The organism is Pseudomonas sp. GL-RE-29 (assembly GCF_019947275.1).
Classification (GTDB): Bacteria; Pseudomonadota; Gammaproteobacteria; order Pseudomonadales; family Pseudomonadaceae; genus Aquipseudomonas; species Aquipseudomonas fluorescens_A.
In genome coordinates this window covers 116,852-136,436 of sequence record NZ_JAGYGD010000007.1, presented here as the reverse complement: position 1 = coordinate 136,436, position 19,585 = coordinate 116,852, and the positions used below count along the sequence as shown (strand labels likewise).

The window sequence follows — 19,585 nt, the reverse complement described above, 5'->3', positions numbered from 1 at the left end:
GATTACATGCCGTCGTTCGACGTGGTATCCGAACTGGACAAACACGAAGTCACCAACGCGGTCGAGAACGCCGTCAAGGAACTCGATCGTCGTTATGACCTGAAAGGCAAAGGCAGCTTCGAGTTCAAGGAAAAGGACCTGACCGTCAACCTGACCGCCGAAGCGGATTTCCAGCTTGAGGCGATGATTGAGATCCTCAAGCTGGCGCTGGTCAAGCGCAAGATCGACGTGCAGTGCCTTGAAGTCAAGGATGCCTATGCATCGGGCAAGCTGATGAAGCAGGAAGCGGTTCTTAAAGAAGGCATCGACAAAGAGCTGGCGAAGAAAATCGTCGCTCACGTCAAGGATGCCAAGCTCAAGGTCCAGGCGGCCATTCAGGGCGAGCAAGTGCGCATTACCGGCAAGAAGCGCGACGACTTGCAGGAAGCCATCGCAGCGCTGCGTGCCAAGACGTTCGACATGCCGCTGCAGTTCAACAACTTCCGCGACTGACCTGCGGCGGGAACCTCTCGGCGTTTTCGGCGTCCGAGGCCCAAGCAACGGCAGAAACGATCGATCCGGGCAGGTTCGGTCTTTTCTGCCGAATTTTTTCGAGTGTCAGATAGCCGCAAATCAGGAGAACGTACATGGATTTGAATGCTGAAGTAGATAACCTGGTCAGGGAATCCCAAACCTGGATTCCGATGATCATGGAATACGGCAGCCGCGTGCTGCTGGCAGTTCTCACACTGGCCATCGGCTGGTGGTTGATCAACAAGGTCACGCAAAAGCTCGGCGGTCTTCTGGCCCTGCGTAACGCAGACCTGGCCCTGCAAGGGTTCATCAGCAGCCTGGCAAACATCATTCTCAAAGTCCTGCTGATCGTCAGCGTGGCCTCGATGATTGGTGTGGAAACCACTTCGTTCGTGGCGGCGATTGGTGCGGCGGGTCTGGCTATCGGCCTGGCCTTGCAAGGCAGCCTGGCGAATTTCGCTGGCGGCGTATTGATTTTGCTGTTCCGTCCGTTCCGTATTGGTGACTGGATCGAAGCTCAAGGCGTTGCCGGCACTGTCGACAGCATCCAGATCTTCCACACCGTGCTGCGCACCGGCGACAACAAAACCATCATCGTGCCTAACGGCAACCTGTCGAACGGCATTATTACCAACACCAACCGTCAACCAACCCGCAAGGTGGTGTTTGATGTCGGCGTTGATTACGAAGCGGACTTGCAAAAGGCCCGTCAAGTATTGCTGGAACTGGCCAAGGATCCGCGTGTGTTGACTGATCCGGAGCCTCAGGCAGTCATCTCGACGCTGGGTGACAGTTCGATCACTGTTTCCTTGCGTGTGTGGGTAAAGACTGCGGATTATTGGGATGTGATGTTCATGTTTAACGAACAGTCCCGTGATCGATTGAAAACGGCGGGTATTGACATTCCATTTCCTCAGCGTGTAGTTCGTGTGGTTCAGGAAGCAACAGCGCAGTAAGCCTTATTTTATTAGTTGGTACTGACAGTAATGAGCCCAAGAGATAAATAGTCTCTTGGGCTTTTTCCTGCGTTTCAGTCAGTTCATTGAAAAAAGTTCTAATGTTATGAAGCGAAGTTGTTTGCTGACGGATTCGGTATGTGGCAGGCATAAAAAAACCGCCCACCTGGAAGGGTGGGCGGTTTTTGTCTTATCAGTACTGCCGGTGTTACACCCTGATTACAGGATGTTCAGCGGGTACTCGATGATCAGACGGGTGTCGTAGTTGTCACGCGAGTAGTTCTGGTACGCGCCGTTCGCACGGTAGTTGGCGAAACGAGCACGGAACGACAGGTCTTTGACCGGGCCTTCCTGCACAACGTACTTGGACTCGATGTTCCACTCGTTTTCCTTACCTTCACCCAGACCGTTGGTCTTGATGTTGTCACCCATTACGTAACGGGTCATGAAGCTCAGACCAGGAACGCCGTAGGTAGCCATGTTCAGGTCATAGCGAGCTTGGTAGGATTTCTCCTCGCGGCCCACGAAGTCGGAGATCTGAATGGAGTTGGAAACGAAGATGGTGCTGTTACCGTCAACGCCGTAGTAGTAAGCGTTGTCGCCGCTGGATTGCTGGTAAGCCAGGGTGAACTTGTGAGCGCCCAGGCTGTAAGCAGCTGCCAGGGACCACAGGTTGTTGTCCACACCAAGGGTGCCGTCGCCGATGGCGTCAACCAGGTCGCCACGGGTATCGCCCTTGGTTTTGTAACCGTTCAGGTCGAAGTTCAGCGACTGGTCGTCGTTGATTGGCAGGGTCCAGTTCAGGTTGACGTAGTACTTCTTGAAGTACTCTTCAGCGTCCGACGCAGCTACGGCACCGGTGAAGTTGTCAGTGAAGGCGTAGCTGGCACCGAAGATGTTGATGCCTTTGCTGATGCCTTCGCCGTGGTTGCCATTTGCATCTGGCAGACCGCCGACGGTGTCACGACCCATGCCGGTTTGGGCGCTCAGGGAGGTGAAGCGACCAGCGCTCAGTTCCAGGCCTTTGATCTCTTTGGAAGTGATCAGGGTACCGGTAGCGACTTCTGGCAGCATACGGCTGTCGTCGGTTGCGAATACAGGGCTGGCAACGAATTGCTGACCGTATTTCAGGACGGTGTCGGAGAAGCGCAGTTTGGCTGCACCGCCGATCTTGCCCTGGGATTTTTCTTCGTTGTTATCGCTGTCGATTGCGAACAGGCCGTTACCGCGGTGGCCCGAGCCGCCGTCGAGTTTGACCGAGCCCATTGCCATGGCGTCGAGACCGAAACCAACAATACCTTGAGTGAAGCCCGACTCGTAAGTCAGCAGTTGGCTGATACCGGAGTCTTGACGATAGCCGGAGTCTGCGTTGTTGCTTGCACCGTTTTTGTAATCGCGGTTCATGTACTCAAAACGGGTTTTGAGTTTCAGGCTTTGGTCGCCGAAGAAACCCTTGGATTCGTCTTGGGAAGACGCTACAGCGAACTGCGAGGTACCAGCTGCAACAGCCAGTGCGATCATGCTCCACTTCATCACGCGCATCGTGATTTGCTCCTTTGGTTTTTAGAAGAGTACTGCCGCTCCACCTGTTTTATTATCTGGGCGGCTCTTTCTTTTTGTGTCGGCGCAAACTTATATCACGCCGACAATGTTGGCGATACTTGCGCATCTAACCTTTCAGCTTCTTTACGACCCTGTCGTAAACGGCTAGCTGGATGTCGCAAATTTACAGCCCCGATGCAACCGGACTCGACAACTTTAATGCTGTTTTTCTGGGCTGGCGCATCGATTAAAAAGAGTCCCTGGTGAAACGTTTGAATCTCCATTGGGCTACCCTGCCACTGTTTTTTTTGTCTAGGAGGTTCCCGCTTCCCGCGGTGCCTTATAGACGATGTGGGTGTGAATGCAACAAGCGTGCACAAATCAGAATTTCGCTGGCATTTTTTTCTGAAGAGCTGCCTGGCGCCGTAAAAACCTCATAAAACCGGGGGTCTGATGCTTCTATCGTTCGGGGTTGACGCCATGGTTTCTATCGTGTTGATCACCTTGTTACCGCCCGGTGACAATCAAAAACGTTACCGGTTCACCCCGCCAGTGAGTAATCGGCGGATGTCGAAGCACTCAGCGTAGACGTGCTGTGCGGTTTTGGTGCAAAAAATTTCAATCGCTGTACTGAATTCATACAGTTCGACGTTTCTCCCGGGTTGAATGGGTCGTTGGTTATCAGTCATCCCAGTGGGTTTATCCGGAGTGCTGGTTCGGTAATGGTGCGTCCGGGCAATAAATGTCTCATCTCGGGGCGGGCGATGGGCCATTTGACGATCGCAGGCGGGCTTCGACTGTGGTTCGTCGTGAAGCCGGCGACGTTCGCAGGTATGCTGCCGTCCAGTCGCTTGATGCGCGATCCCTCGGGATGGGCGCTAAGCTGAAAAATGATGACCAGGCAGGAGTGCGCGCAGTGTTCGCTTTAGATCCACGACTTCAACAAGATACGTTACCGATCGGTGATTTCCCGCTTTGTCGGTTGTTGTTGTCCAATGATTCGAACTATCCCTGGTTCATCCTGGTACCACGCCGCGAAGATATCAGTGAGATATTTCAGTTGGATGTCGCAGATCAGCTGCAACTTTGGCAGGAAACGACTGCGCTGGCAGAAACGCTCAAGGACTCGTTCGACGCGGACAAGCTGAATGTCGCGGCCCTGGGTAATGTGGTCAGCCAGTTGCACATGCACGTCATCGTGCGCAAGCGAGAGGACGCTGCCTGGCCGGCTCCGGTCTGGGGCAAGCACCCGGCCAACCCCTACAATGCGGAGCAAATCGCGGTGATTCGCGAGCGGTTGCGTCTGGTGTTGACCGAAGATTTCACGTTTCTGGAGGGTTGAAACATGAGCCTGGAAGACCGCGTTACCGATCTGGAGAGTCAATTGGCGTTTCAGGATGACACCATCCAGGCGTTGAATGATGTGCTGGCGGCACAACAGCGCGTGGTTGAGCGTCTGCAACTGCAAATGGCCGCGCTGCTCAAGCGTCAGGAAGAAATGGTCGGCCAGTTCGAATCATTCGAAGAAGAAGCGCCACCACCGCATTACTAAAATGCGGGCAATAAAAAACCGCGAACAGTCAGGCTGTTCGCGGTTTTTTTATGCCTTGAATCAGCGTCGCGGCAGAGCGGCGATCACATCTTCGGCTTGCAGGCCTTTGTCGCGATTCATCACGGAGAACTCCACACGCTGGCCTTCGACCAGAACGCGGTGACCTTCGCCACGAATGGCCCGGAAATGCACGAAAATATCGTCGCCGGAGTCGCGGGAAATAAAGCCGAAGCCTTTGGAGGTATTGAACCACTTGACGGTGCCGGTATCGCGGTTGCTCATGTCATAGCTTGGCGAGGCGGCGGCCGGTGACGATTTGTAGAAGCTGATGGCCAGGTGCAGGACAACGGCGATCAGGGCGGCGACCAGGCTGAACAGAACCGCAGGTTGACCGGCAATGACCGGCATTGGCGCGATCAGCGTCAGCGTTTGCAAGACAACGGCGAGAATCAGCAGGGCGCTGACCAGGTTTTGCAGTTGATGGCGCGTGCCTTTGTTCCAGTTGGGGATGACAGGTGCAAGGGTGAGGTTGAGCAGGCCGAACAAGGCCAGGTACAGCGCATCGGGTTGTTGCAGGTAAGGTACCGCTTCGGTTCGCAGGCTAGGGATGAAGGACAGCAGCAAGGCTGCTGCGCCCATTAGCAGGTGGACGATTTTCAACATTTTGATTAACTCACGTTAAGACGGATCACAAGGAAGAGCTGACGGGGCACGGTTCGCTTCAGAACAATAAAAGAGGCGTAGAGCACGTATCCGGTATCAGCCTATGCGCAGTGCCCGGAAAATAAGGACGCCAGCGACACGTTGTCTATTTAACAGCAAAGCTTGTGGCTACTCAAATCAAGGAGTCCAGCGGTGCATTCGGGGCGATTTGTCGCAACTTCGCGGGGGATTCAGGGCTGCGGCGTGCCAGCAAGCTTGCTAGAGTGGTTCTGCACCTGTCGGATGAAACCAATCACCTTTAGGGGAAAAGCATGGCAATCGATATCGGTATCAGTGAAGAAGACCGCAAATCCATCGTTGACGGGCTTTCACGTCTGCTGTCGGACACTTATGTACTTTATTTGAAAACCCATAATTTCCATTGGAACGTCACCGGTCCCATGTTTCGGACCCTGCATTTGATGTTCGAAGAGCAATATAACGAGTTGGCCCTGGCGGTAGACTCCATCGCCGAGCGAATTCGCGCCCTCGGTTTTCCTGCGCCTGGCGCCTATTCCGTTTATTCGCGTCTTTCCTCTATTAAAGAGGAGGAGGGGGTGCCAGCCGCTGAAGACATGATCAAGCAATTGGTCGAGGGTCAGGAAGCGGTGACGCGTACGGCTCGCGGAATTTTTCCGCTACTCGACAAAGTCAGTGACGAGCCAACGGCTGACCTGCTGACCCAGCGCATGCAAGTTCACGAGAAAACTGCCTGGATGCTGCGATCGCTGCTGGCAGAGTAAGTCCCTTGGTGCGCGGGTAGCGCCTTTCAGGCGTTGTTCGCGCTCTGTCACTCTCTCGTCGAAAAAACCCTATCCGCGGAACGATCTTTCGCCAGCCAGCGTGGGAAAAGGTCCGGACTAGGACGCGCTCCATGATCCGCCGTCAGTTGTTGGCTTATCCTACGCGGATGGTCAAAAAGTCATCTGGATATAACTTTGCCCGCACGGTTTTATAAGCCAACAGATGCTTATGCAAAACCAGGGATGGCAAAGGAGTGTCAACGGTATGGTTTATGAAAGCAGGCAATGCGAGGGGAGGGTCGGTTCACACAAGGACATCAGGATTGATCCGTTTGTCAGTGAGTTCGATATGGGGCTGGCTCAGCCATTTTCCCGATCGGTGCGTTTGAATGGCTTCGCCACCTGTTTGCGGCTTGAGCAGGTGTACTGGGATATTTTGGGCGAAATGGCCAAGGTCAATTGCTGTTCGGTTAGCGCGCTGTTGTCCCACGTCGATCGCGAAGTGCATTTGCGTCATGGCGGGGTGAAAAATTTCAGCGGGCTGGTGCGGGTCGTCTGTGTCGTGCACAGCCTGAAGGAAGGAGGGGGCGTCGTCATGGCCTAGCCAGGGCAGTGAAAGAGCAGAGTGTCAGTCTGTGCAGTCTTACGGCTGCACAGGCTGCATTTAATGGATATAATCCCGCTCTTTGCCGCAAAACCCAGCGTGCGCGGTAGCAATCTGATCGCCGAGACAACCCCCATGCCGATGTACGATTATCAATGTGCTTCCTGTGGTCATCAGTTGGAAGCCATTCAAAAGATCAGCGATGCACCGCTGGTCGACTGCCCTGCATGCCAGGCGCCAGAGCTTAAGAAGATGCTGTCCATGCCAGGCTTCCGCCTCAGCGGCACTGGCTGGTACGAGACCGATTTCAAGACCGGTTCGAAGAAGAACCTGGCCGGCGGCGACAAAGCTGACTAGGGTCGAAAGTCTGAACTGAACGACACGTGCGAGTTCTTGCGTCATCGGCCATCTGGTTCGTGCGCAAGCCCTCCAACCGAATTTCGAATTACGAGAAGTGAAACCACTACCATGATGCGCAGCCATTATTGCGGCCAACTGAACGAAAGCCTGGAAGGCCAGGAAATTACCCTTTGCGGATGGGTCCATCGTCGCCGTGACCACGGTGGGGTGATTTTCCTCGATATCCGTGATCGTGACGGTCTGGCCCAGGTGGTGTTCGATCCGGATCGCGCTGAATCCTTCGCCGCTGCCGATCGCGTGCGCAGCGAGTACGTGGTCAAGATCACCGGCAAGGTTCGCCCGCGTCCGGCCGGTGCCACCAACGCCAACATGGCGTCGGGCATGATCGAAGTCCTCGGCTACGAGCTGGAAGTGCTGAACGAGTCGGAAACCCCGCCGTTCCCGCTGAACGAGTTCTCTGACGTCGGCGAAGAAACCCGCCTGCGCTATCGCTTCCTGGACCTGCGTCGTCCGGAAATGGCCGAAAAACTGCGTCTGCGTTCGCGCATGACCACCAGCATCCGTCGCTATCTGGACGAGAACGGCTTCCTCGACGTCGAGACGCCGATCCTGACCCGTGCTACTCCGGAAGGCGCACGTGACTACCTGGTGCCGAGCCGTACTCACGCCGGTTCGTTCTTCGCCTTGCCGCAATCGCCGCAGCTTTTCAAGCAACTGTTGATGGTGGCCGGTTTCGATCGTTACTACCAGATCGCCAAGTGCTTCCGCGACGAAGACCTGCGTGCTGACCGCCAGCCGGAATTCACCCAGATCGACATCGAGACCAGCTTCCTCGATGAAAAAGACATCATGGGCCTGACCGAAGGCATGATCCGCAACCTGTTCAAGGAAGTGCTGGATCTGGAATTCGGTGAGTTCCCGCACATGACCTTCGAAGAGGCCATGCGTCGTTACGGTTCCGACAAACCAGACCTGCGAAACCCGCTGGAACTGGTCGACGTTGCCGATCAACTCAAAGAAGTCGATTTCAAGGTGTTCAGCGGCCCGGCCAACGACCCTAAATGCCGCATCGCCGCACTGCGCGTTCCAGGCGGGGCGAGCATGCCGCGCAAGCAGATCGACGATTACACCAAGTTCGTCGGCATCTACGGTGCCAAGGGCCTGGCATACATCAAGGTCAACGAGCGCGCCAAAGGCGTCGAAGGCCTGCAGTCGCCAATCGTGAAGAACATCCCTGAAGCCAACCTCAACGTGATCCTCGATCGCGTGGGCGCAGTCGATGGCGATATCGTGTTCTTCGGTGCCGACAAAGCCAAGATCGTCAGCGAAGCCCTGGGCGCGCTGCGTATCAAGCTCGGCCACGACCTGGACCTGTTGACCTGCAAGTGGGCGCCAATGTGGGTCGTCGACTTCCCGATGTTCGAAGAGAACGACGACGGCAGCTTCAGCGCCTTGCACCACCCGTTCACCGCGCCGAAGTGCACGCCGCAAGAGCTGGAAGCCAACCCGGCTGGCGCACTGTCCCGTGCCTACGACATGGTGTTGAACGGCACCGAGTTGGGTGGCGGTTCGATCCGTATCCACCGTAAAGAGATGCAACAGTCGGTGTTCCGCCTGCTGGGTATCAATGAAGCGGAACAGGAAGAGAAATTCGGCTTCCTGCTCGATGCCCTGAAGTACGGCGCGCCGCCACACGGTGGTCTGGCCTTCGGTCTGGACCGTCTGGTGATGCTGATGACCGGTGCCCAGTCGATCCGTGAAGTGATCGCCTTCCCGAAAACCCAGAGTGCCGCGGACGTCATGACGCAAGCGCCGGGTGTGGTGGATGCCAAGGCGCTGCGCGAGCTGCACATTCGTTTGCGCGAAACGCCTAAGGCCGAGTAAGGCTGACCTGAAGGGCGCATCTGTGGATGCGCCCTTTCTTTATAGATGGAACAGGTCGATATTTTTGTTTGCTGGCTGGCGCGATACCGCGTGGCGGGCAATGTTTCAAAGAGAATTCGGAGCGAGATATGGCAGGTCATTCCAAGTGGGCGAACATCAAGCACCGCAAAGAACGTCAGGATGCCAAAAAGGGCAAGATTTTCACCAAGTGGATTCGTGAACTGACCGTTGCTGCCCGTCAGGGCGGCGGCGATCCGGGCTCCAACCCACGTCTGCGTCTGGCCCTGGACAAGGCCCTGGGTGCGAACATGAGTCGCGATATCATCGATCGCGCGGTGGCCCGCGGTGCCGGTGCAGCCGACACCGATGACATGGTCGAACTGACCTACGAAGGTTATGGCCCTGGCGGCGTCGCGGTGATGGTCGAGTGCATGACCGACAACCGCAACCGTACTGCTGCGGCCGTTCGTCACGCGTTCAGCAAGTGCGGCGGCAACCTCGGCACCGACGGTTCGGTGGCCTACCTGTTCGAGCGCAAGGGGCAGATTTCCTTCGCGTCCGGTGTCGATGAAGACGCGTTGATGGAAGCGGCCATGGAAGCTGACGCCGACGACGTAGTGACCAACGAAGATGGCTCCATTGACGTGTTCACTTCGTTTGCCGGTTTCTATTCCGTGCGTAACGCGCTGGAAGCGGCGGGTTTCAAGGGTGATGATGCGGAAATCGTCATGCTGCCGACCACCAGTGCCGAACTGGATCTGGAAGGTGCAGAGAAAGTCCTCAAGCTGATCGACATGCTCGAAGACCTGGATGACGTGCAGAACGTCTACTCCAACGCGGATATTCCGGAAGACGTGGCCGCTCAGCTCGGTTAAGAGCGACTAGGCTGCAATGTGGGAGCTGGCTTGCCAGCGATGGCGTCGGCACATCAGACAATGATGTCGTCTGACACTCCGTCATCGCTGGCAAGCCAGCTCCCTCATTCGTTATGCGATGTATTGAATTTTGTGTTTTTCGAACCCGCAGGCGTTATGACTTTAATTCTTGGTATCGACCCCGGTTCGCGCATTACCGGTTATGGCGTGGTACGCGATACCGGTCGTGGCTGTGTCTACGTGGCATCAGGCTGCATCCGCACGGGTTCCGGCGAGTTGCATCAACGCTTGCAGATCGTCTATCGCGGCGTTCGCGAGGTCATCCAGACCTATGGCCCGGTGACGATGGGCATCGAAAAGGTCTTCATGGCGCGCAATGCCGACTCGGCCTTGAAACTCGGCCAGGCTCGCGGCGCGGCGATCGTCGCCGGAGCCGAAGAAAACCTGGAAATCGCCGAATACACCGCAACCCAGGTCAAGCAAGCAGTGACCGGCACCGGTGGGGCGAACAAAGAACAGGTACAAATGATGGTCATGCATATGCTCAAGCTGACCAGCAAGCCGCAAATCGACGCCTCGGATGCCCTGGCCATTGCCATTTGCCATGCGCACACCCGTTCCAGTCTGTTGCCTCATGGCTTGGGTACGGCACGCAGTCGTGGCGGGCGCCTGCGTCTCTGATAGCATCAGCAGTCAATTTTAGGGAATGAGGCTTTTGCGCCTGGGGTGTCGGCGCAAAACCCTTGTTCTGTCAGACGCCAGCACTGATCTGGCCAACGCTCAAGGATCTGAAACGTGATTGGACGCTTGCGCGGCACACTGGCTGAGAAACAGCCGCCGCATCTGATACTGGATGTAAATGGTCTGGGGTATGAACTGGAAGTGCCCATGACCACGCTTTATCGTCTGCCGTCGGTCGGTGAGCCACTGACGCTGCACACCCATTTGGTCGTACGCGAAGACGCGCAGTTACTCTATGGCTTCGTCGGCAAACGTGAGCGAGACTTTTTTCGCGAGTTGATCCGTCTCAATGGTGTGGGACCGAAATTGGCCCTGGCCTTGATGTCGAGCCTGGAAGTCGACGAGTTGGTCCGTTGTGTGCAATCCCAGGATACGTCGGCGCTGACCAAGGTGCCGGGCGTAGGCAAGAAAACCGCCGAGCGCCTGTTGGTTGAACTCAAGGATCGCTTCAAGGCCTGGGAAACCGTGCCGGCCATGTTTGCCCTGGTACCGAATCAGCCCGATGGACCCGCGCCAGTGAACACCGCCGAAAATGACGCGGTCAGCGCGCTGATTTCCCTGGGTTACAAACCGCAGGAAGCCAGCAAGGCGATTTCCGCGATCAAGGAGAAAGGTTTGAGCAGCGAAGACCTGATTCGTCGCGCCCTGAAGGGAATGATTTAAGTGATTGAAGCTGATCGTCTGATCGCCGCCACAGGTGGCCCCCGTGATCGCGAGGAAGTCCAGGACCGGGCGATACGTCCTGTCAGCCTGGCCGAATACATCGGCCAGCCGACCGTACGCGAGCAGATGGAACTGTTCATCCAGGCCGCCCGTGGGCGTAACGAATCCCTGGACCACACGCTGATTTTCGGTCCGCCGGGCCTCGGTAAAACCACACTGGCCAACATCATCGCCCAGGAAATGGGCGTTTCGATCAAGAGCACCTCGGGGCCGGTCCTTGAGCGCCCGGGTGACCTGGCGGCGCTGCTGACCAACCTCGAACCCCACGACGTGCTGTTCATCGATGAGATCCATCGGCTGTCGCCGATTGTCGAAGAAGTGCTGTACCCGGCGATGGAGGATTTCCAGCTCGACATCATGATCGGCGAAGGGCCGGCCGCGCGTTCGATCAAGCTTGATCTGCCGCCGTTCACCCTGGTCGGCGCGACCACTCGCGCGGGCATGCTGACCAACCCGCTGCGCGACCGTTTCGGCATCGTCCAGCGCCTGGAGTTCTACAGCACCGCCGACCTGGCGACGATCGTCAGTCGTTCGGCGAACATCCTCGGCTTGCCGCTGGACCCGGAAGGCGCCTTCGAAATCGCTCGCCGTGCCCGCGGCACTCCGCGGATCGCCAACCGTCTGCTGCGTCGGGTGCGGGATTTCGCCGAGGTTCGCGCCAAGGGTCACATCACCAAGCCGATTGCCGACCTGGCTTTGAATTTGCTCGATGTCGACGAGCGTGGCTTCGATCACCAGGACAGGCGTCTGTTGCTGACCATGATCGAGAAGTTCGATGGCGGACCGGTCGGGGTCGACAGCCTCGCCGCAGCCATCAGTGAAGAGCGCCACACCATTGAAGATGTGCTGGAGCCGTATCTGATCCAGCAGGGTTACATCATGCGCACCCCGCGGGGGCGGGTCGTTACCCGGCATGCGTACTTGCACTTCGGCTTAAACATTCCGTCACGATTGGGCGAGATGCCCGTGGTAGACGAGTTCCTTGATGCCGTGGACGATTAATTAACTTTGCGTGCTGATTTTTTCGGGCAATGTGTGGTCCCAGGACCGTACTTTTGCGCGAAAGCCGCAGAACATCGAAAAACAGTTGCCTGGCCGGATTGGCAACCTGAGGAGTAAGCACTAGAGTATGCGCGCGCAAAACGGGCTTGAGCCTTTCGCACATCGTTGTCGCGTTTATTACGAGGACACCGATGCGGGCGGCATCGTGTATTACGTTAATTACCTCAAGTTTATGGAGCGGGCTCGAACCGAGCGGCTACGAGAACTGGGCTTTGCCCAATCGCAGCTGGCAGGGGAGGACCTGTTGTTCGTCGTGCATTCCAGCGAAGCGCGCTACCACGCGCCGGCGCGACTGGATGACGAGCTGCTGGTAAGCGCTGAAGTAATCGAATTGAACCGTGCCAGCCTGCGCTTCAAACAGCAGGTCAGGCGGGCTACGGATGATGTGCTGCTCTGTGAAGGGCAGTTTCTGGTGGCCTGTGTGCGCACTGAAAGTTTAAAACCCCGGGCCATTCCCGAAGCTCTACGAGCGGCCTTTGCCGACGTGAGCGGCGCGGGTACACACTCAAAGCAGGAGATAAAGCGTGGAAGCTAACGTCGTCGACCATTCCTCCATGTGGAGCCTGGTCAGCAATGCCAGTATCGTGGTGCAACTGGTAATGCTGATCCTGGTAGCCGCATCGGTGACCTCATGGATCATGATCTTTCAGCGCAGCAATCTGATACGCGCTGGTCGACGTGCCCTGGAGAGCTTTGAAGAGCGCTTCTGGTCGGGCATCGACCTGTCCAAACTCTATCGTCAGGCGGGCAGCAACCCGGACCCGGATTCGGGTGTCGAGCAGATCTTCCGCGCCGGTTTCAAGGAATTCTCCCGTCTGCGCCAGCAGCCAGGCGTTGACCCTGAGGCGGTCATGGAAGGTGTGGCCCGTGCCATGCGCGTTGCCATCTCCCGCGAGGAAGAAAAGCTCGAGCAGAGCCTGCCGTTCCTGGCCACCGTCGGTTCCGTCAGCCCGTACATCGGTCTGTTCGGTACGGTCTGGGGGATCATGAACTCCTTCCGTGGTCTGGCAACTGCCCAGCAAGCGACGCTGGCCACGGTAGCGCCAGGTATCGCCGAAGCACTGATTGCCACCGCGATCGGTCTGTTCGCCGCCATCCCGGCCGTTATCGCTTACAACCGCTTCTCTGCTCGCAGCGAAACCCTGCTGAGCCGTTACTACACCTTCGCCGATGAATTCCAGGCGATCCTGCACCGCAAAGTGCACACCAGCGAAGAATAAGCAGGTAATTTCCAATGGCTTTAATCGCTCGAGCTCGACACAAGCGCAAGCCGGTCGCCGAGATGAACGTGGTGCCTTACATCGACGTGATGTTGGTACTGCTGGTCATCTTCATGGTGACCGCGCCGATGCTCAATCAGGGCGTGAAGGTTGATCTGCCCAAGGTTTCCAGCGAAGCCTTGCCGCAGGACAACAACACCCAGGTCCTGACCATTTCGATCAAGGCTGACAAGACCTACTACTGGAACCTTGGCAGCGAAGTCGACACTGAAAAGCAGCAAGACCGGGCCATGACCCTGCCGCAGATGACTGACGCCGTGACCAAGATCATTCGCGTCGGCAACGAAGGCGGCAAGCGCACGCAGGTCTTCATTCGCGGCGACAAGACGGTTGACTACGGTGCCGTCATGGGCGCCATGGGCGGGTTGCAGAAAGCCGGGGTCGGTAATGTTGGCTTGATTACCGAGGCGCCCTGATGCAGCAACAGCGAGAGCCGTCCGCCTCGGAAAGCTACTTCTGGCCTAGTGTTTGGGCGATTGGCTTGCACGTGCTGGTGTTCGGCATGCTGTTCGTCAGTTTTGCCTTTACCCCGGAGCTGCCGCCGGCCAAGCCGATTGTCCAGGCGACCCTGTACCAGCTGAAATCGAAAAGTCAGGCAACCACCCAGACCAATCAGAAGATTGCGGGTGAGGCGAAGAAATCCGCCGCACGCCAGACCGAAGAAGAGCAGATGGAGCAGAAGAAGGTCGAGCAGGAAGCGGTGAAGGCTGCGGAACAAAAGAAAGAAGAAGCGGCTCAAAAGGCCGAGGAAGCCAAGAAGGCCGACGAGTCGAAGAAAGCGGAAGAGGTGAAAAAGGCTGATGAAGCCAAGAAAGCCGATGAAGCGAAGAAGACCGCCGAAGCCAAGAAGGCAGAAGAGAAACAATTGGCTGATATAGCCAAGAAGAAAGCGGAAGAAGAAGCCAAGAAGGCTGCTGAAGAAGAGGCCAAGAAAGCGGCCGCTGAAGAAGCGAAGAAGAAAGTCGTCGAAGACGCGAAGAAGAAAGCCGCGGAAGACGCCAAGAAGAAAGCTGAAGCTGAAGAGGCGAAGAAGAAAGTCGCCGAAGACGCGAAGAAGAAAGCTGCTGCCGATGCTGCGAAGAAGAAATCGCAGGATGCGGCGCGTAAATCTGCCGAAGACAAAAAGGCTCAGGCCTTGGCTGATTTGCTTTCCGACACGCCACAGCGTCAGCAGGCCTTGGCCGATGAGCAGGGTGACGAAGTCGCCGGCAGTTTCGATGACCTGATTCGGGCTCGTGCAGCGGAAGGCTGGGCTCGTCCACCTTCGGCCCGCAAAGGCATGACGGTCGTATTGCAAATCGGCATGTTGCCGGACGGTACGGTGACTTCGGTCAGCGTGGCCAAATCCAGTGGTGACGGTCCATTTGACGCATCGGCTGTAGCAGCGGTGAAGAATATTGGACGTTTGACAGAAATGCAGGGAATGAAGCCGAGCGATTTCGCTCCGTATCGTTCATTCAAGATGACATTCACACCTGAGGATCTAGCCTTGTGAGAAACCTTCTTCGAGGAATGCTGGTCGTTATCTGCTGCGTGGCAGGGATGGCGATGGCAGATGAGAAAAACATTCTGGTCACCAGCGGCAGCGATCGGGCTACTCCGATCGCCGTTGTACCGTTCGGCAACCAGGGCGGCAGCGTACTGCCGGACGACATGGCGGAAATCATCGGTAACGACCTGCGCAACTCGGGTTACTACTCGCCGATTCCAAAGCAGAACATGATCAGCCAGCCGAGCCAGGCCAGCGAAATCATCTTCCGTGACTTCAAGGCGCTGGGCGCCCAGTACGTCATGGTCGGCAGCATTGTTCCGGCGGGCGGTCGCCTGCAGGTGCAATACGCGCTGTTCAACGTCGCCACCGAACAGCAAGTGCTGACCGGCAGTGTGTCGGGCGGCGTCGATCAACTGCGTGACATGTCGCACTACATCGCCGACCAGTCGTTCGAGAAGCTCACCGGTATCAAGGGTGCGTTCTCGACTCGTCTGCTGTACGTGACGGCCGAGCGTTTCTCCGAGAAGAACACTCGCTACACGCTGCAACGTTCGGACTATGACGGTGCTCGTGCCGTAACCCTGCTGCAATCGCGCGAGCCGATCCTGTCGCCGCGTTTCGCACCGGATGGCAAGCGCATCGCTTACGTTTCGTTCGAGCAGAAGCGTCCGCGTATCTTCATGCAGAACATCGACACCGGTCGCCGTGAACAGATCACCAACTTCGAAGGCCTGAACGGTGCACCAGCCTGGTCACCGGATGGCAATCGCCTGGCGTTCGTATTGTCGAAAGACGGCAACCCGGACATCTATGTGATGAACCTGGGTTCGCGTCAGATCACTCGCGTCACCAACGGTCCTGGCATCAACACCGAACCGTTCTGGGGCAAGGATGGCTCGACCATCTACTTCACTTCCGACCGTGGCGGCAAACCGCAAATCTACAAAACCAGCGTTGGTGGCGGCGGTGCGGAGCGTGTGACTTTCGTGGGTAACTACAACGCCAACCCTAAGCTGTCGGCGGACGAAAAGACCCTGGTAATGATTCACCGCCAGGACGGTTTCACCAATTTCAAAGTGGCAGCCCAGGATTTGCAGCGCGGTAGTGTAAAAATCCTCACTGATAGCACTCTGGACGAGTCGCCTACTGTTGCGCCCAACGGCACCATGGTAATCTACGCCACCCGCCAGCAGGGCCGGGGAGTCTTGATGCTCGTGTCCATCAATGGACGCGTAAGGCTCCCGCTTCCTACCGCACAAGGCGAAGTCAGAGAACCTTCCTGGTCCCCTTACCTGAACTGACGCGGCGCTATACGTTTTACTTAACACACTGGGGTTCATTAGGAGTTTCACGATGGAAATGCTGAAGTTTGGTAAATTTGCTGCGCTGGCTCTGGCCATGGCTGTAGCTGTAGGTTGCTCGTCCAAAGGCGGCGACAATGCCGGTGAAGGCGCAGTAGATCCAAACGCTGGTTACGGCGCAAACACTGGTGCAGTTGACGGCTCCCTGAGCGAAGAAGCTGCACTGCGCGCTATCACTACTTTCTACTTCGAATACGACAGTTCGGACCTGAAGCCAGAAGCCATGCGCGCTCTGGACGTTCACGCCAAAGACCTGAAAGCAAACGGCGCTCGCGTTGTTCTGGAAGGCAACACCGACGAACGTGGTACTCGTGAGTACAACATGGCACTGGGCGAGCGTCGTGCGAAAGCCGTTCAGCGCTACCTGGTACTGCAAGGCGTTTCCCCAGCTCAGCTGGAACTGGTTTCCTACGGCGAAGAGCGTCCAGTAGCTACCGGTAACGACGAGCAGTCCTGGGCTCAAAACCGTCGCGTCGAACTGCGTAAGTAATTCGTCATGCGAACGTGCCGTCGTGCTGTAACTGTTCTGGCTCTCAGCCTCGCGCCGCTTGCGGTGTGGGCTGCGGTTCCTGTGGTCGATAACAACTCCGGTTCCAACAGCGGGAGCAGTTATCCGCCTGCAGGTTACGGTACGAACGGCGCCTATGCCGGGGGAGGGGTTTCGGCCCCTGTCTCGGCACAGGGCGAGCTGTTCAACCAACTGCAACAAATGCAGCAACAAATCGAGCGCCAGCAAGGCGCAATCGAAGTTCTGCAAAATGATGTAGCGCGCATGAAGCAAGAAAGCCTGGAGCGATACCAGGATCTTGATCGGCGCATAGGAACCGGCGTTGCACCAGCCGCGACTCCTGAGAATTCTTCCGGCGGTGGCGATTTGAATGCCCCTGCCGCAGCAGCTGGCGCGAGTGCAGGGGCGGCAGCCGCTCAAGCACCTGCCGCAGGTAGCGAACCGGCGGATCCGGCGAAGGAAAAGCTCTATTACGATGCAGCCTTCGACCTGATCAAGGCCAAGGATTTCGACAAGGCCAGTCAGGCTTTCGCCGCATTCCTGCGCAAATACCCGAACAGCCAATATGCGGGCAATGCCCAGTACTGGTTGGGCGAAGTGAACCTGGCCAAGGGCGATCTGCAAGGCGCAGGTCAGGCTTTTGCCAAGGTTTCGCAGCTGTATCCAAAGCACGCCAAAGTGCCTGATTCGCTGTACAAGCTCGCTGACGTAGAGCGTCGCCTCGGTCATACCGACAAGGTGAAAGGCATTCTGCAACAGGTGGTTGCCCAATATCCGGGCACATCCGCCGCTCAGCTGGCCCAGCGCGATCTGCAAAAAATGTAAGGGCTGCTTGACCCGTTTCGAAGAAACCCGCGCTTGTCGCGGGTTTTTTCGTTAGAATTCACCCCCTTTTTCTGAAACACGCTTTTTGGGACCTGCGCATTGCCGGGGTTCCTTCAAGTGCCTGACGGAGGCGGACAGCCTGTTTAGCTGTTACGCCCGTGGCGACTATGCAAGACACATTGAGAATCACCGAAGTTTTCTACTCGTTGCAGGGTGAAACTCGGACCGCCGGCCTGCCCACGGTTTTTGTGCGCCTGACCGGTTGCCCGCTGCGTTGCCAATACTGCGACAGCGCCTATGCATTCACTGGCGGGACCATTCGCACGCTCGACGACATCCTTGAGCAAGTCGCCGGTTTTCGCCCGCGTTATGTCTGTGTCACGGGCGGCGAGCCCCTGGCGCAACCCAACGCCATTCCATTGCTCAAGCAGTTGTGCGATGCCGGTTACGAAGTGTCACTGGAAACCAGTGGCTCTATCGACATCTCGGCGGTAGATTCCCGGGTCAGTCGCGTTGTCGACCTGAAAACTCCGGGTTCGAAGGAAGCGCACCGTAACCGCTACGAGAACATTGAGCTGCTCACGCCGAACGATCAGGTGAAGTTTGTCATCTGCTCGCGGGAAGACTATGACTGGTCCGTGTCCAAGTTGATCCAGTACGGTCTGGACCAGCGTGCCGGCGAAGTCCTGTTCTCGCCAAGTCACCATGATCTCAATGCTCGAGACCTGGCTGACTGGGTGGTGGCGGACAATCTGCCAGTGCGTCTGCAACTGCAGCTGCATAAATATCTTTGGAATGACGAGCCGGGGCGCTGAAATGACGGAACAACTGAACACTGCGGAAAAACGTGCGGTCATCCTGCTGTCCGGCGGTCTGGACTCGGCAACCGTCGTGGCCATGGCTCGGGCCGAAGGCTACAGCTGCTACACCATGAGTTTCGACTACGGTCAGCGTTCGCACGCTGAGCTGTATGCCGCCGAACGTGTTGCCCGCGATTTGGGAGTGGTTGAGCACAAGGTGATCGGTCTCAACCTGAACGGCATGGGCGGCTCGGCATTAACCGACAGCAGCATCGATATTCCGGAAGAGTTGGGTGAGGGCATTCCGGTGACTTACGTGCCTGCGCGTAATACGGTGTTTCTGTCCCTGGCATTGGGCTGGGCTGAAGTGCTTGGCGCGCGTGACATCTTTATCGGCGTCAATGCGGTGGATTACTCCGGTTACCCGGACTGCCGACCCGAGTTCATTGAGTCCTTTGAACGCATGGCCAATCTGGCGACCAAAGCTGGTGTGGAAGGGAATGGTTTCCGGATTCAGGCGCCACTGCAAAACCTCAGCAAGGCGCAAATCGTTCAGGCCGGCGTGAAGCTTGGCGTGGACTACGGCCTCACCGTTTCTTGCTATCAGGCCGACGACAACGGCCGTGCGTGCGGCAAATGCGACAGCTGCCGACTGCGTGCGGAAGGCTTCGCGGCAGCCGGAATCAGCGACCCAACACCTTATTTTTGATTTATTTCAAAATAGGTGTTGAATAGTCCTTAAAAATCAGTATTATACGCGCCACCACACAGCGGGTCGTTAGCTCAGTTGGTAGAGCAGTTGGCTTTTAACCAATTGGTCGTAGGTTCGAATCCCACACGACCCACCATTTTCAAGCAGTTTTAAAAGTCTGGAAGGCCCACGAAAGTGAGGATTTCCGGATTTTTTTTTGCCTGCGATTTAGTGCTGTCCCGAAGCTGCACCGCGTAACGCAGGTCAAAATCATCTTTTGCATCCACTGGATATTCTGTAGCCTTGCCCAGCTTCAACGCTGTCCGTGCCTGATGAATACTCACTTTCCCGGCGGTACCCTGTAGGGTCCG

General features: G+C 56.8%; 24 protein-coding genes and 1 tRNA gene. 22 read left to right on the top strand and 3 right to left on the bottom strand.

Annotated features, from left to right (window positions below; translation table 11 throughout):
• The first annotated feature begins 6 nt into the window (after positions 1 to 6).
• Together KGB21_RS08695 and KGB21_RS08690 are read left to right on the top strand one after the other, a co-directional pair.
• The gene (locus tag KGB21_RS08695; RefSeq protein ID WP_018926510.1) at positions 7 to 492 is read left to right on the top strand and encodes a YajQ family cyclic di-GMP-binding protein; all 486 of its coding nucleotides are present in this window, start codon (positions 7 to 9) and stop codon (positions 490 to 492) included.
• A 134-nt stretch (positions 493 to 626) separates the two neighbouring features.
• Positions 627 to 1,469, top strand: coding sequence for a mechanosensitive ion channel family protein (locus KGB21_RS08690; RefSeq protein ID WP_034149131.1), 843 nt, complete (start codon positions 627 to 629; stop codon positions 1,467 to 1,469).
• A 219-nt stretch (positions 1,470 to 1,688) separates the two neighbouring features.
• Here the strand turns inward: KGB21_RS08690 and KGB21_RS08685 are convergent, their stop codons facing one another.
• Positions 1,689 to 3,011 (bottom strand): OprD family porin, encoded by a 1,323-nt coding sequence (locus KGB21_RS08685; protein ID WP_223504753.1) that lies wholly within the window; start codon positions 3,009 to 3,011, stop codon positions 1,689 to 1,691.
• A 916-nt stretch (positions 3,012 to 3,927) separates the two neighbouring features.
• Here KGB21_RS08685 and KGB21_RS08680 point away from each other — a divergent pair.
• Positions 3,928 to 4,353: an HIT domain-containing protein gene (locus tag KGB21_RS08680; protein WP_034149133.1), complete on the top strand. Its 426-nt coding sequence runs from the start codon at positions 3,928 to 3,930 to the stop codon at positions 4,351 to 4,353.
• Between the two features lie 3 nt (positions 4,354 to 4,356).
• A complete protein-coding gene (locus tag KGB21_RS08675) occupies positions 4,357 to 4,563 on the top strand; it encodes a SlyX family protein (RefSeq protein ID WP_034149134.1) in 207 nt (68 codons plus the stop codon).
• 60 nt (positions 4,564 to 4,623) lie between these two features.
• Here KGB21_RS08675 and KGB21_RS29440 read toward each other — a convergent pair whose 3' ends face one another.
• On the bottom strand, positions 4,624 to 5,226 hold the full coding sequence (locus KGB21_RS29440; RefSeq protein WP_034149135.1) for a cold-shock protein: 603 nt from the start codon (positions 5,224 to 5,226) through the stop codon (positions 4,624 to 4,626).
• Positions 5,227 to 5,537: 311 nt separating this feature from the next.
• On the opposite strand from KGB21_RS29440, the gene KGB21_RS08665 reads away from it, so the two are divergent.
• The 18 genes from KGB21_RS08665 (at position 5,538) to KGB21_RS08580 (ending at position 19,371) form a co-directional block, all read left to right on the top strand.
• On the top strand, positions 5,538 to 6,008 hold the full coding sequence (locus tag KGB21_RS08665) for a Dps family protein (protein ID WP_034149136.1): 471 nt from the start codon (positions 5,538 to 5,540) through the stop codon (positions 6,006 to 6,008).
• Positions 6,009 to 6,273: 265 nt separating this feature from the next.
• A complete protein-coding gene (locus tag KGB21_RS08660; RefSeq protein WP_034149137.1) occupies positions 6,274 to 6,612 on the top strand; it encodes a ribbon-helix-helix domain-containing protein in 339 nt (112 codons plus the stop codon).
• A 135-nt stretch (positions 6,613 to 6,747) separates the two neighbouring features.
• Positions 6,748 to 6,969: an FmdB family zinc ribbon protein gene (locus KGB21_RS08655; RefSeq protein WP_007977333.1), complete on the top strand. Its 222-nt coding sequence runs from the start codon at positions 6,748 to 6,750 to the stop codon at positions 6,967 to 6,969.
• A gap of 111 nt (positions 6,970 to 7,080) precedes the next feature.
• Positions 7,081 to 8,856 (top strand): aspartate--tRNA ligase, encoded by a 1,776-nt coding sequence (aspS, locus tag KGB21_RS08650; protein ID WP_223504751.1) that lies wholly within the window; start codon positions 7,081 to 7,083, stop codon positions 8,854 to 8,856.
• 128 nt (positions 8,857 to 8,984) lie between these two features.
• Complete coding sequence (locus KGB21_RS08645; RefSeq protein WP_034149139.1) at positions 8,985 to 9,731, top strand: YebC/PmpR family DNA-binding transcriptional regulator; 747 nt, start codon at positions 8,985 to 8,987, stop codon at positions 9,729 to 9,731.
• A 156-nt stretch (positions 9,732 to 9,887) separates the two neighbouring features.
• The gene (ruvC, locus tag KGB21_RS08640; protein ID WP_223504749.1) at positions 9,888 to 10,412 is read left to right on the top strand and encodes a crossover junction endodeoxyribonuclease RuvC; all 525 of its coding nucleotides are present in this window, start codon (positions 9,888 to 9,890) and stop codon (positions 10,410 to 10,412) included.
• Between the two features lie 114 nt (positions 10,413 to 10,526).
• On the top strand, positions 10,527 to 11,135 hold the full coding sequence (gene ruvA / locus KGB21_RS08635) for a Holliday junction branch migration protein RuvA (protein ID WP_034149141.1): 609 nt from the start codon (positions 10,527 to 10,529) through the stop codon (positions 11,133 to 11,135).
• The gene (gene ruvB, locus KGB21_RS08630; RefSeq protein WP_034149142.1) at positions 11,136 to 12,197 is read left to right on the top strand and encodes a Holliday junction branch migration DNA helicase RuvB; all 1,062 of its coding nucleotides are present in this window, start codon (positions 11,136 to 11,138) and stop codon (positions 12,195 to 12,197) included.
• A gap of 127 nt (positions 12,198 to 12,324) precedes the next feature.
• Positions 12,325 to 12,792 carry a tol-pal system-associated acyl-CoA thioesterase gene (gene ybgC / locus KGB21_RS08625; protein ID WP_223504747.1) on the top strand — a complete coding sequence of 156 codons (468 nt, stop codon included), beginning with the start codon at positions 12,325 to 12,327 and terminating at the stop codon, positions 12,790 to 12,792.
• Complete coding sequence (tolQ, locus tag KGB21_RS08620; RefSeq protein WP_140667542.1) at positions 12,782 to 13,477, top strand: protein TolQ; 696 nt, start codon at positions 12,782 to 12,784, stop codon at positions 13,475 to 13,477. Before ybgC ends, tolQ begins: the two co-directional genes overlap by 11 nt.
• 23 nt (positions 13,478 to 13,500) lie before the next feature.
• Complete coding sequence (gene tolR, locus KGB21_RS08615) at positions 13,501 to 13,953, top strand: protein TolR (RefSeq protein WP_223504805.1); 453 nt, start codon at positions 13,501 to 13,503, stop codon at positions 13,951 to 13,953.
• Positions 13,953 to 15,032 (top strand): cell envelope integrity protein TolA, encoded by a 1,080-nt coding sequence (tolA, locus tag KGB21_RS08610; protein ID WP_223504745.1) that lies wholly within the window; start codon positions 13,953 to 13,955, stop codon positions 15,030 to 15,032. Before tolR ends, tolA begins: the two co-directional genes overlap by 1 nt.
• A gap of 47 nt (positions 15,033 to 15,079) precedes the next feature.
• Positions 15,080 to 16,330: a Tol-Pal system beta propeller repeat protein TolB gene (tolB, locus tag KGB21_RS08605; RefSeq protein ID WP_411741344.1), complete on the top strand. Its 1,251-nt coding sequence runs from the start codon at positions 15,080 to 15,082 to the stop codon at positions 16,328 to 16,330.
• Positions 16,331 to 16,382: 52 nt separating this feature from the next.
• Positions 16,383 to 16,880: a peptidoglycan-associated lipoprotein Pal gene (gene pal / locus KGB21_RS08600; protein WP_003178634.1), complete on the top strand. Its 498-nt coding sequence runs from the start codon at positions 16,383 to 16,385 to the stop codon at positions 16,878 to 16,880.
• Positions 16,881 to 16,886: 6 nt separating this feature from the next.
• Positions 16,887 to 17,723, top strand: a complete 837-nt coding sequence (ybgF, locus tag KGB21_RS08595) for a tol-pal system protein YbgF (protein WP_034149148.1) — start codon at positions 16,887 to 16,889, stop codon at positions 17,721 to 17,723.
• A 167-nt stretch (positions 17,724 to 17,890) separates the two neighbouring features.
• A complete protein-coding gene (gene queE, locus KGB21_RS08590) occupies positions 17,891 to 18,538 on the top strand; it encodes a 7-carboxy-7-deazaguanine synthase QueE (RefSeq protein ID WP_223504742.1) in 648 nt (215 codons plus the stop codon).
• Between the two features lies 1 nt (position 18,539).
• Positions 18,540 to 19,232 carry a 7-cyano-7-deazaguanine synthase QueC gene (gene queC / locus KGB21_RS08585; RefSeq protein WP_034149150.1) on the top strand — a complete coding sequence of 231 codons (693 nt, stop codon included), beginning with the start codon at positions 18,540 to 18,542 and terminating at the stop codon, positions 19,230 to 19,232.
• 63 nt (positions 19,233 to 19,295) lie between these two features.
• Positions 19,296 to 19,371, top strand: a tRNA-Lys gene (locus KGB21_RS08580).
• A 13-nt stretch (positions 19,372 to 19,384) separates the two neighbouring features.
• On the opposite strand, the gene KGB21_RS08575 is transcribed toward KGB21_RS08580, so the two are convergent.
• On the bottom strand, positions 19,385 to 19,558 hold the full coding sequence (locus tag KGB21_RS08575; RefSeq protein ID WP_223504741.1) for a hypothetical protein: 174 nt from the start codon (positions 19,556 to 19,558) through the stop codon (positions 19,385 to 19,387).
• Between the last annotated feature and the right edge of the window lie 27 nt (positions 19,559 to 19,585).

Coding starts and splice junctions, on each gene's coding strand:
- KGB21_RS08660 (WP_034149137.1), top strand. CDS start 6,274: ATGGTTTATGAAAGCAGGCAATGCGAGGGGAGGGTCGGTTCACACAAG.
- KGB21_RS08695 (WP_018926510.1), top strand. CDS start 7: ATGCCGTCGTTCGACGTGGTATCCGAACTGGACAAACACGAAGTCACC.
- tolA (WP_223504745.1), top strand. CDS start 13,953: ATGCAGCAACAGCGAGAGCCGTCCGCCTCGGAAAGCTACTTCTGGCCT.
- queC (WP_034149150.1), top strand. CDS start 18,540: ATGACGGAACAACTGAACACTGCGGAAAAACGTGCGGTCATCCTGCTG.
- KGB21_RS08685 (WP_223504753.1), bottom strand. CDS start 3,011: ATGCGCGTGATGAAGTGGAGCATGATCGCACTGGCTGTTGCAGCTGGT.
- KGB21_RS08655 (WP_007977333.1), top strand. CDS start 6,748: ATGCCGATGTACGATTATCAATGTGCTTCCTGTGGTCATCAGTTGGAA.
- queE (WP_223504742.1), top strand. CDS start 17,891: ATGCAAGACACATTGAGAATCACCGAAGTTTTCTACTCGTTGCAGGGT.
- aspS (WP_223504751.1), top strand. CDS start 7,081: ATGATGCGCAGCCATTATTGCGGCCAACTGAACGAAAGCCTGGAAGGC.
- KGB21_RS08675 (WP_034149134.1), top strand. CDS start 4,357: ATGAGCCTGGAAGACCGCGTTACCGATCTGGAGAGTCAATTGGCGTTT.
- ruvC (WP_223504749.1), top strand. CDS start 9,888: ATGACTTTAATTCTTGGTATCGACCCCGGTTCGCGCATTACCGGTTAT.
- KGB21_RS29440 (WP_034149135.1), bottom strand. CDS start 5,226: ATGTTGAAAATCGTCCACCTGCTAATGGGCGCAGCAGCCTTGCTGCTG.
- tolB (WP_411741344.1), top strand. CDS start 15,080: ATGGCGATGGCAGATGAGAAAAACATTCTGGTCACCAGCGGCAGCGAT.
- KGB21_RS08645 (WP_034149139.1), top strand. CDS start 8,985: ATGGCAGGTCATTCCAAGTGGGCGAACATCAAGCACCGCAAAGAACGT.
- KGB21_RS08665 (WP_034149136.1), top strand. CDS start 5,538: ATGGCAATCGATATCGGTATCAGTGAAGAAGACCGCAAATCCATCGTT.
- ybgF (WP_034149148.1), top strand. CDS start 16,887: ATGCGAACGTGCCGTCGTGCTGTAACTGTTCTGGCTCTCAGCCTCGCG.
- KGB21_RS08690 (WP_034149131.1), top strand. CDS start 627: ATGGATTTGAATGCTGAAGTAGATAACCTGGTCAGGGAATCCCAAACC.
- ybgC (WP_223504747.1), top strand. CDS start 12,325: ATGCGCGCGCAAAACGGGCTTGAGCCTTTCGCACATCGTTGTCGCGTT.
- pal (WP_003178634.1), top strand. CDS start 16,383: ATGGAAATGCTGAAGTTTGGTAAATTTGCTGCGCTGGCTCTGGCCATG.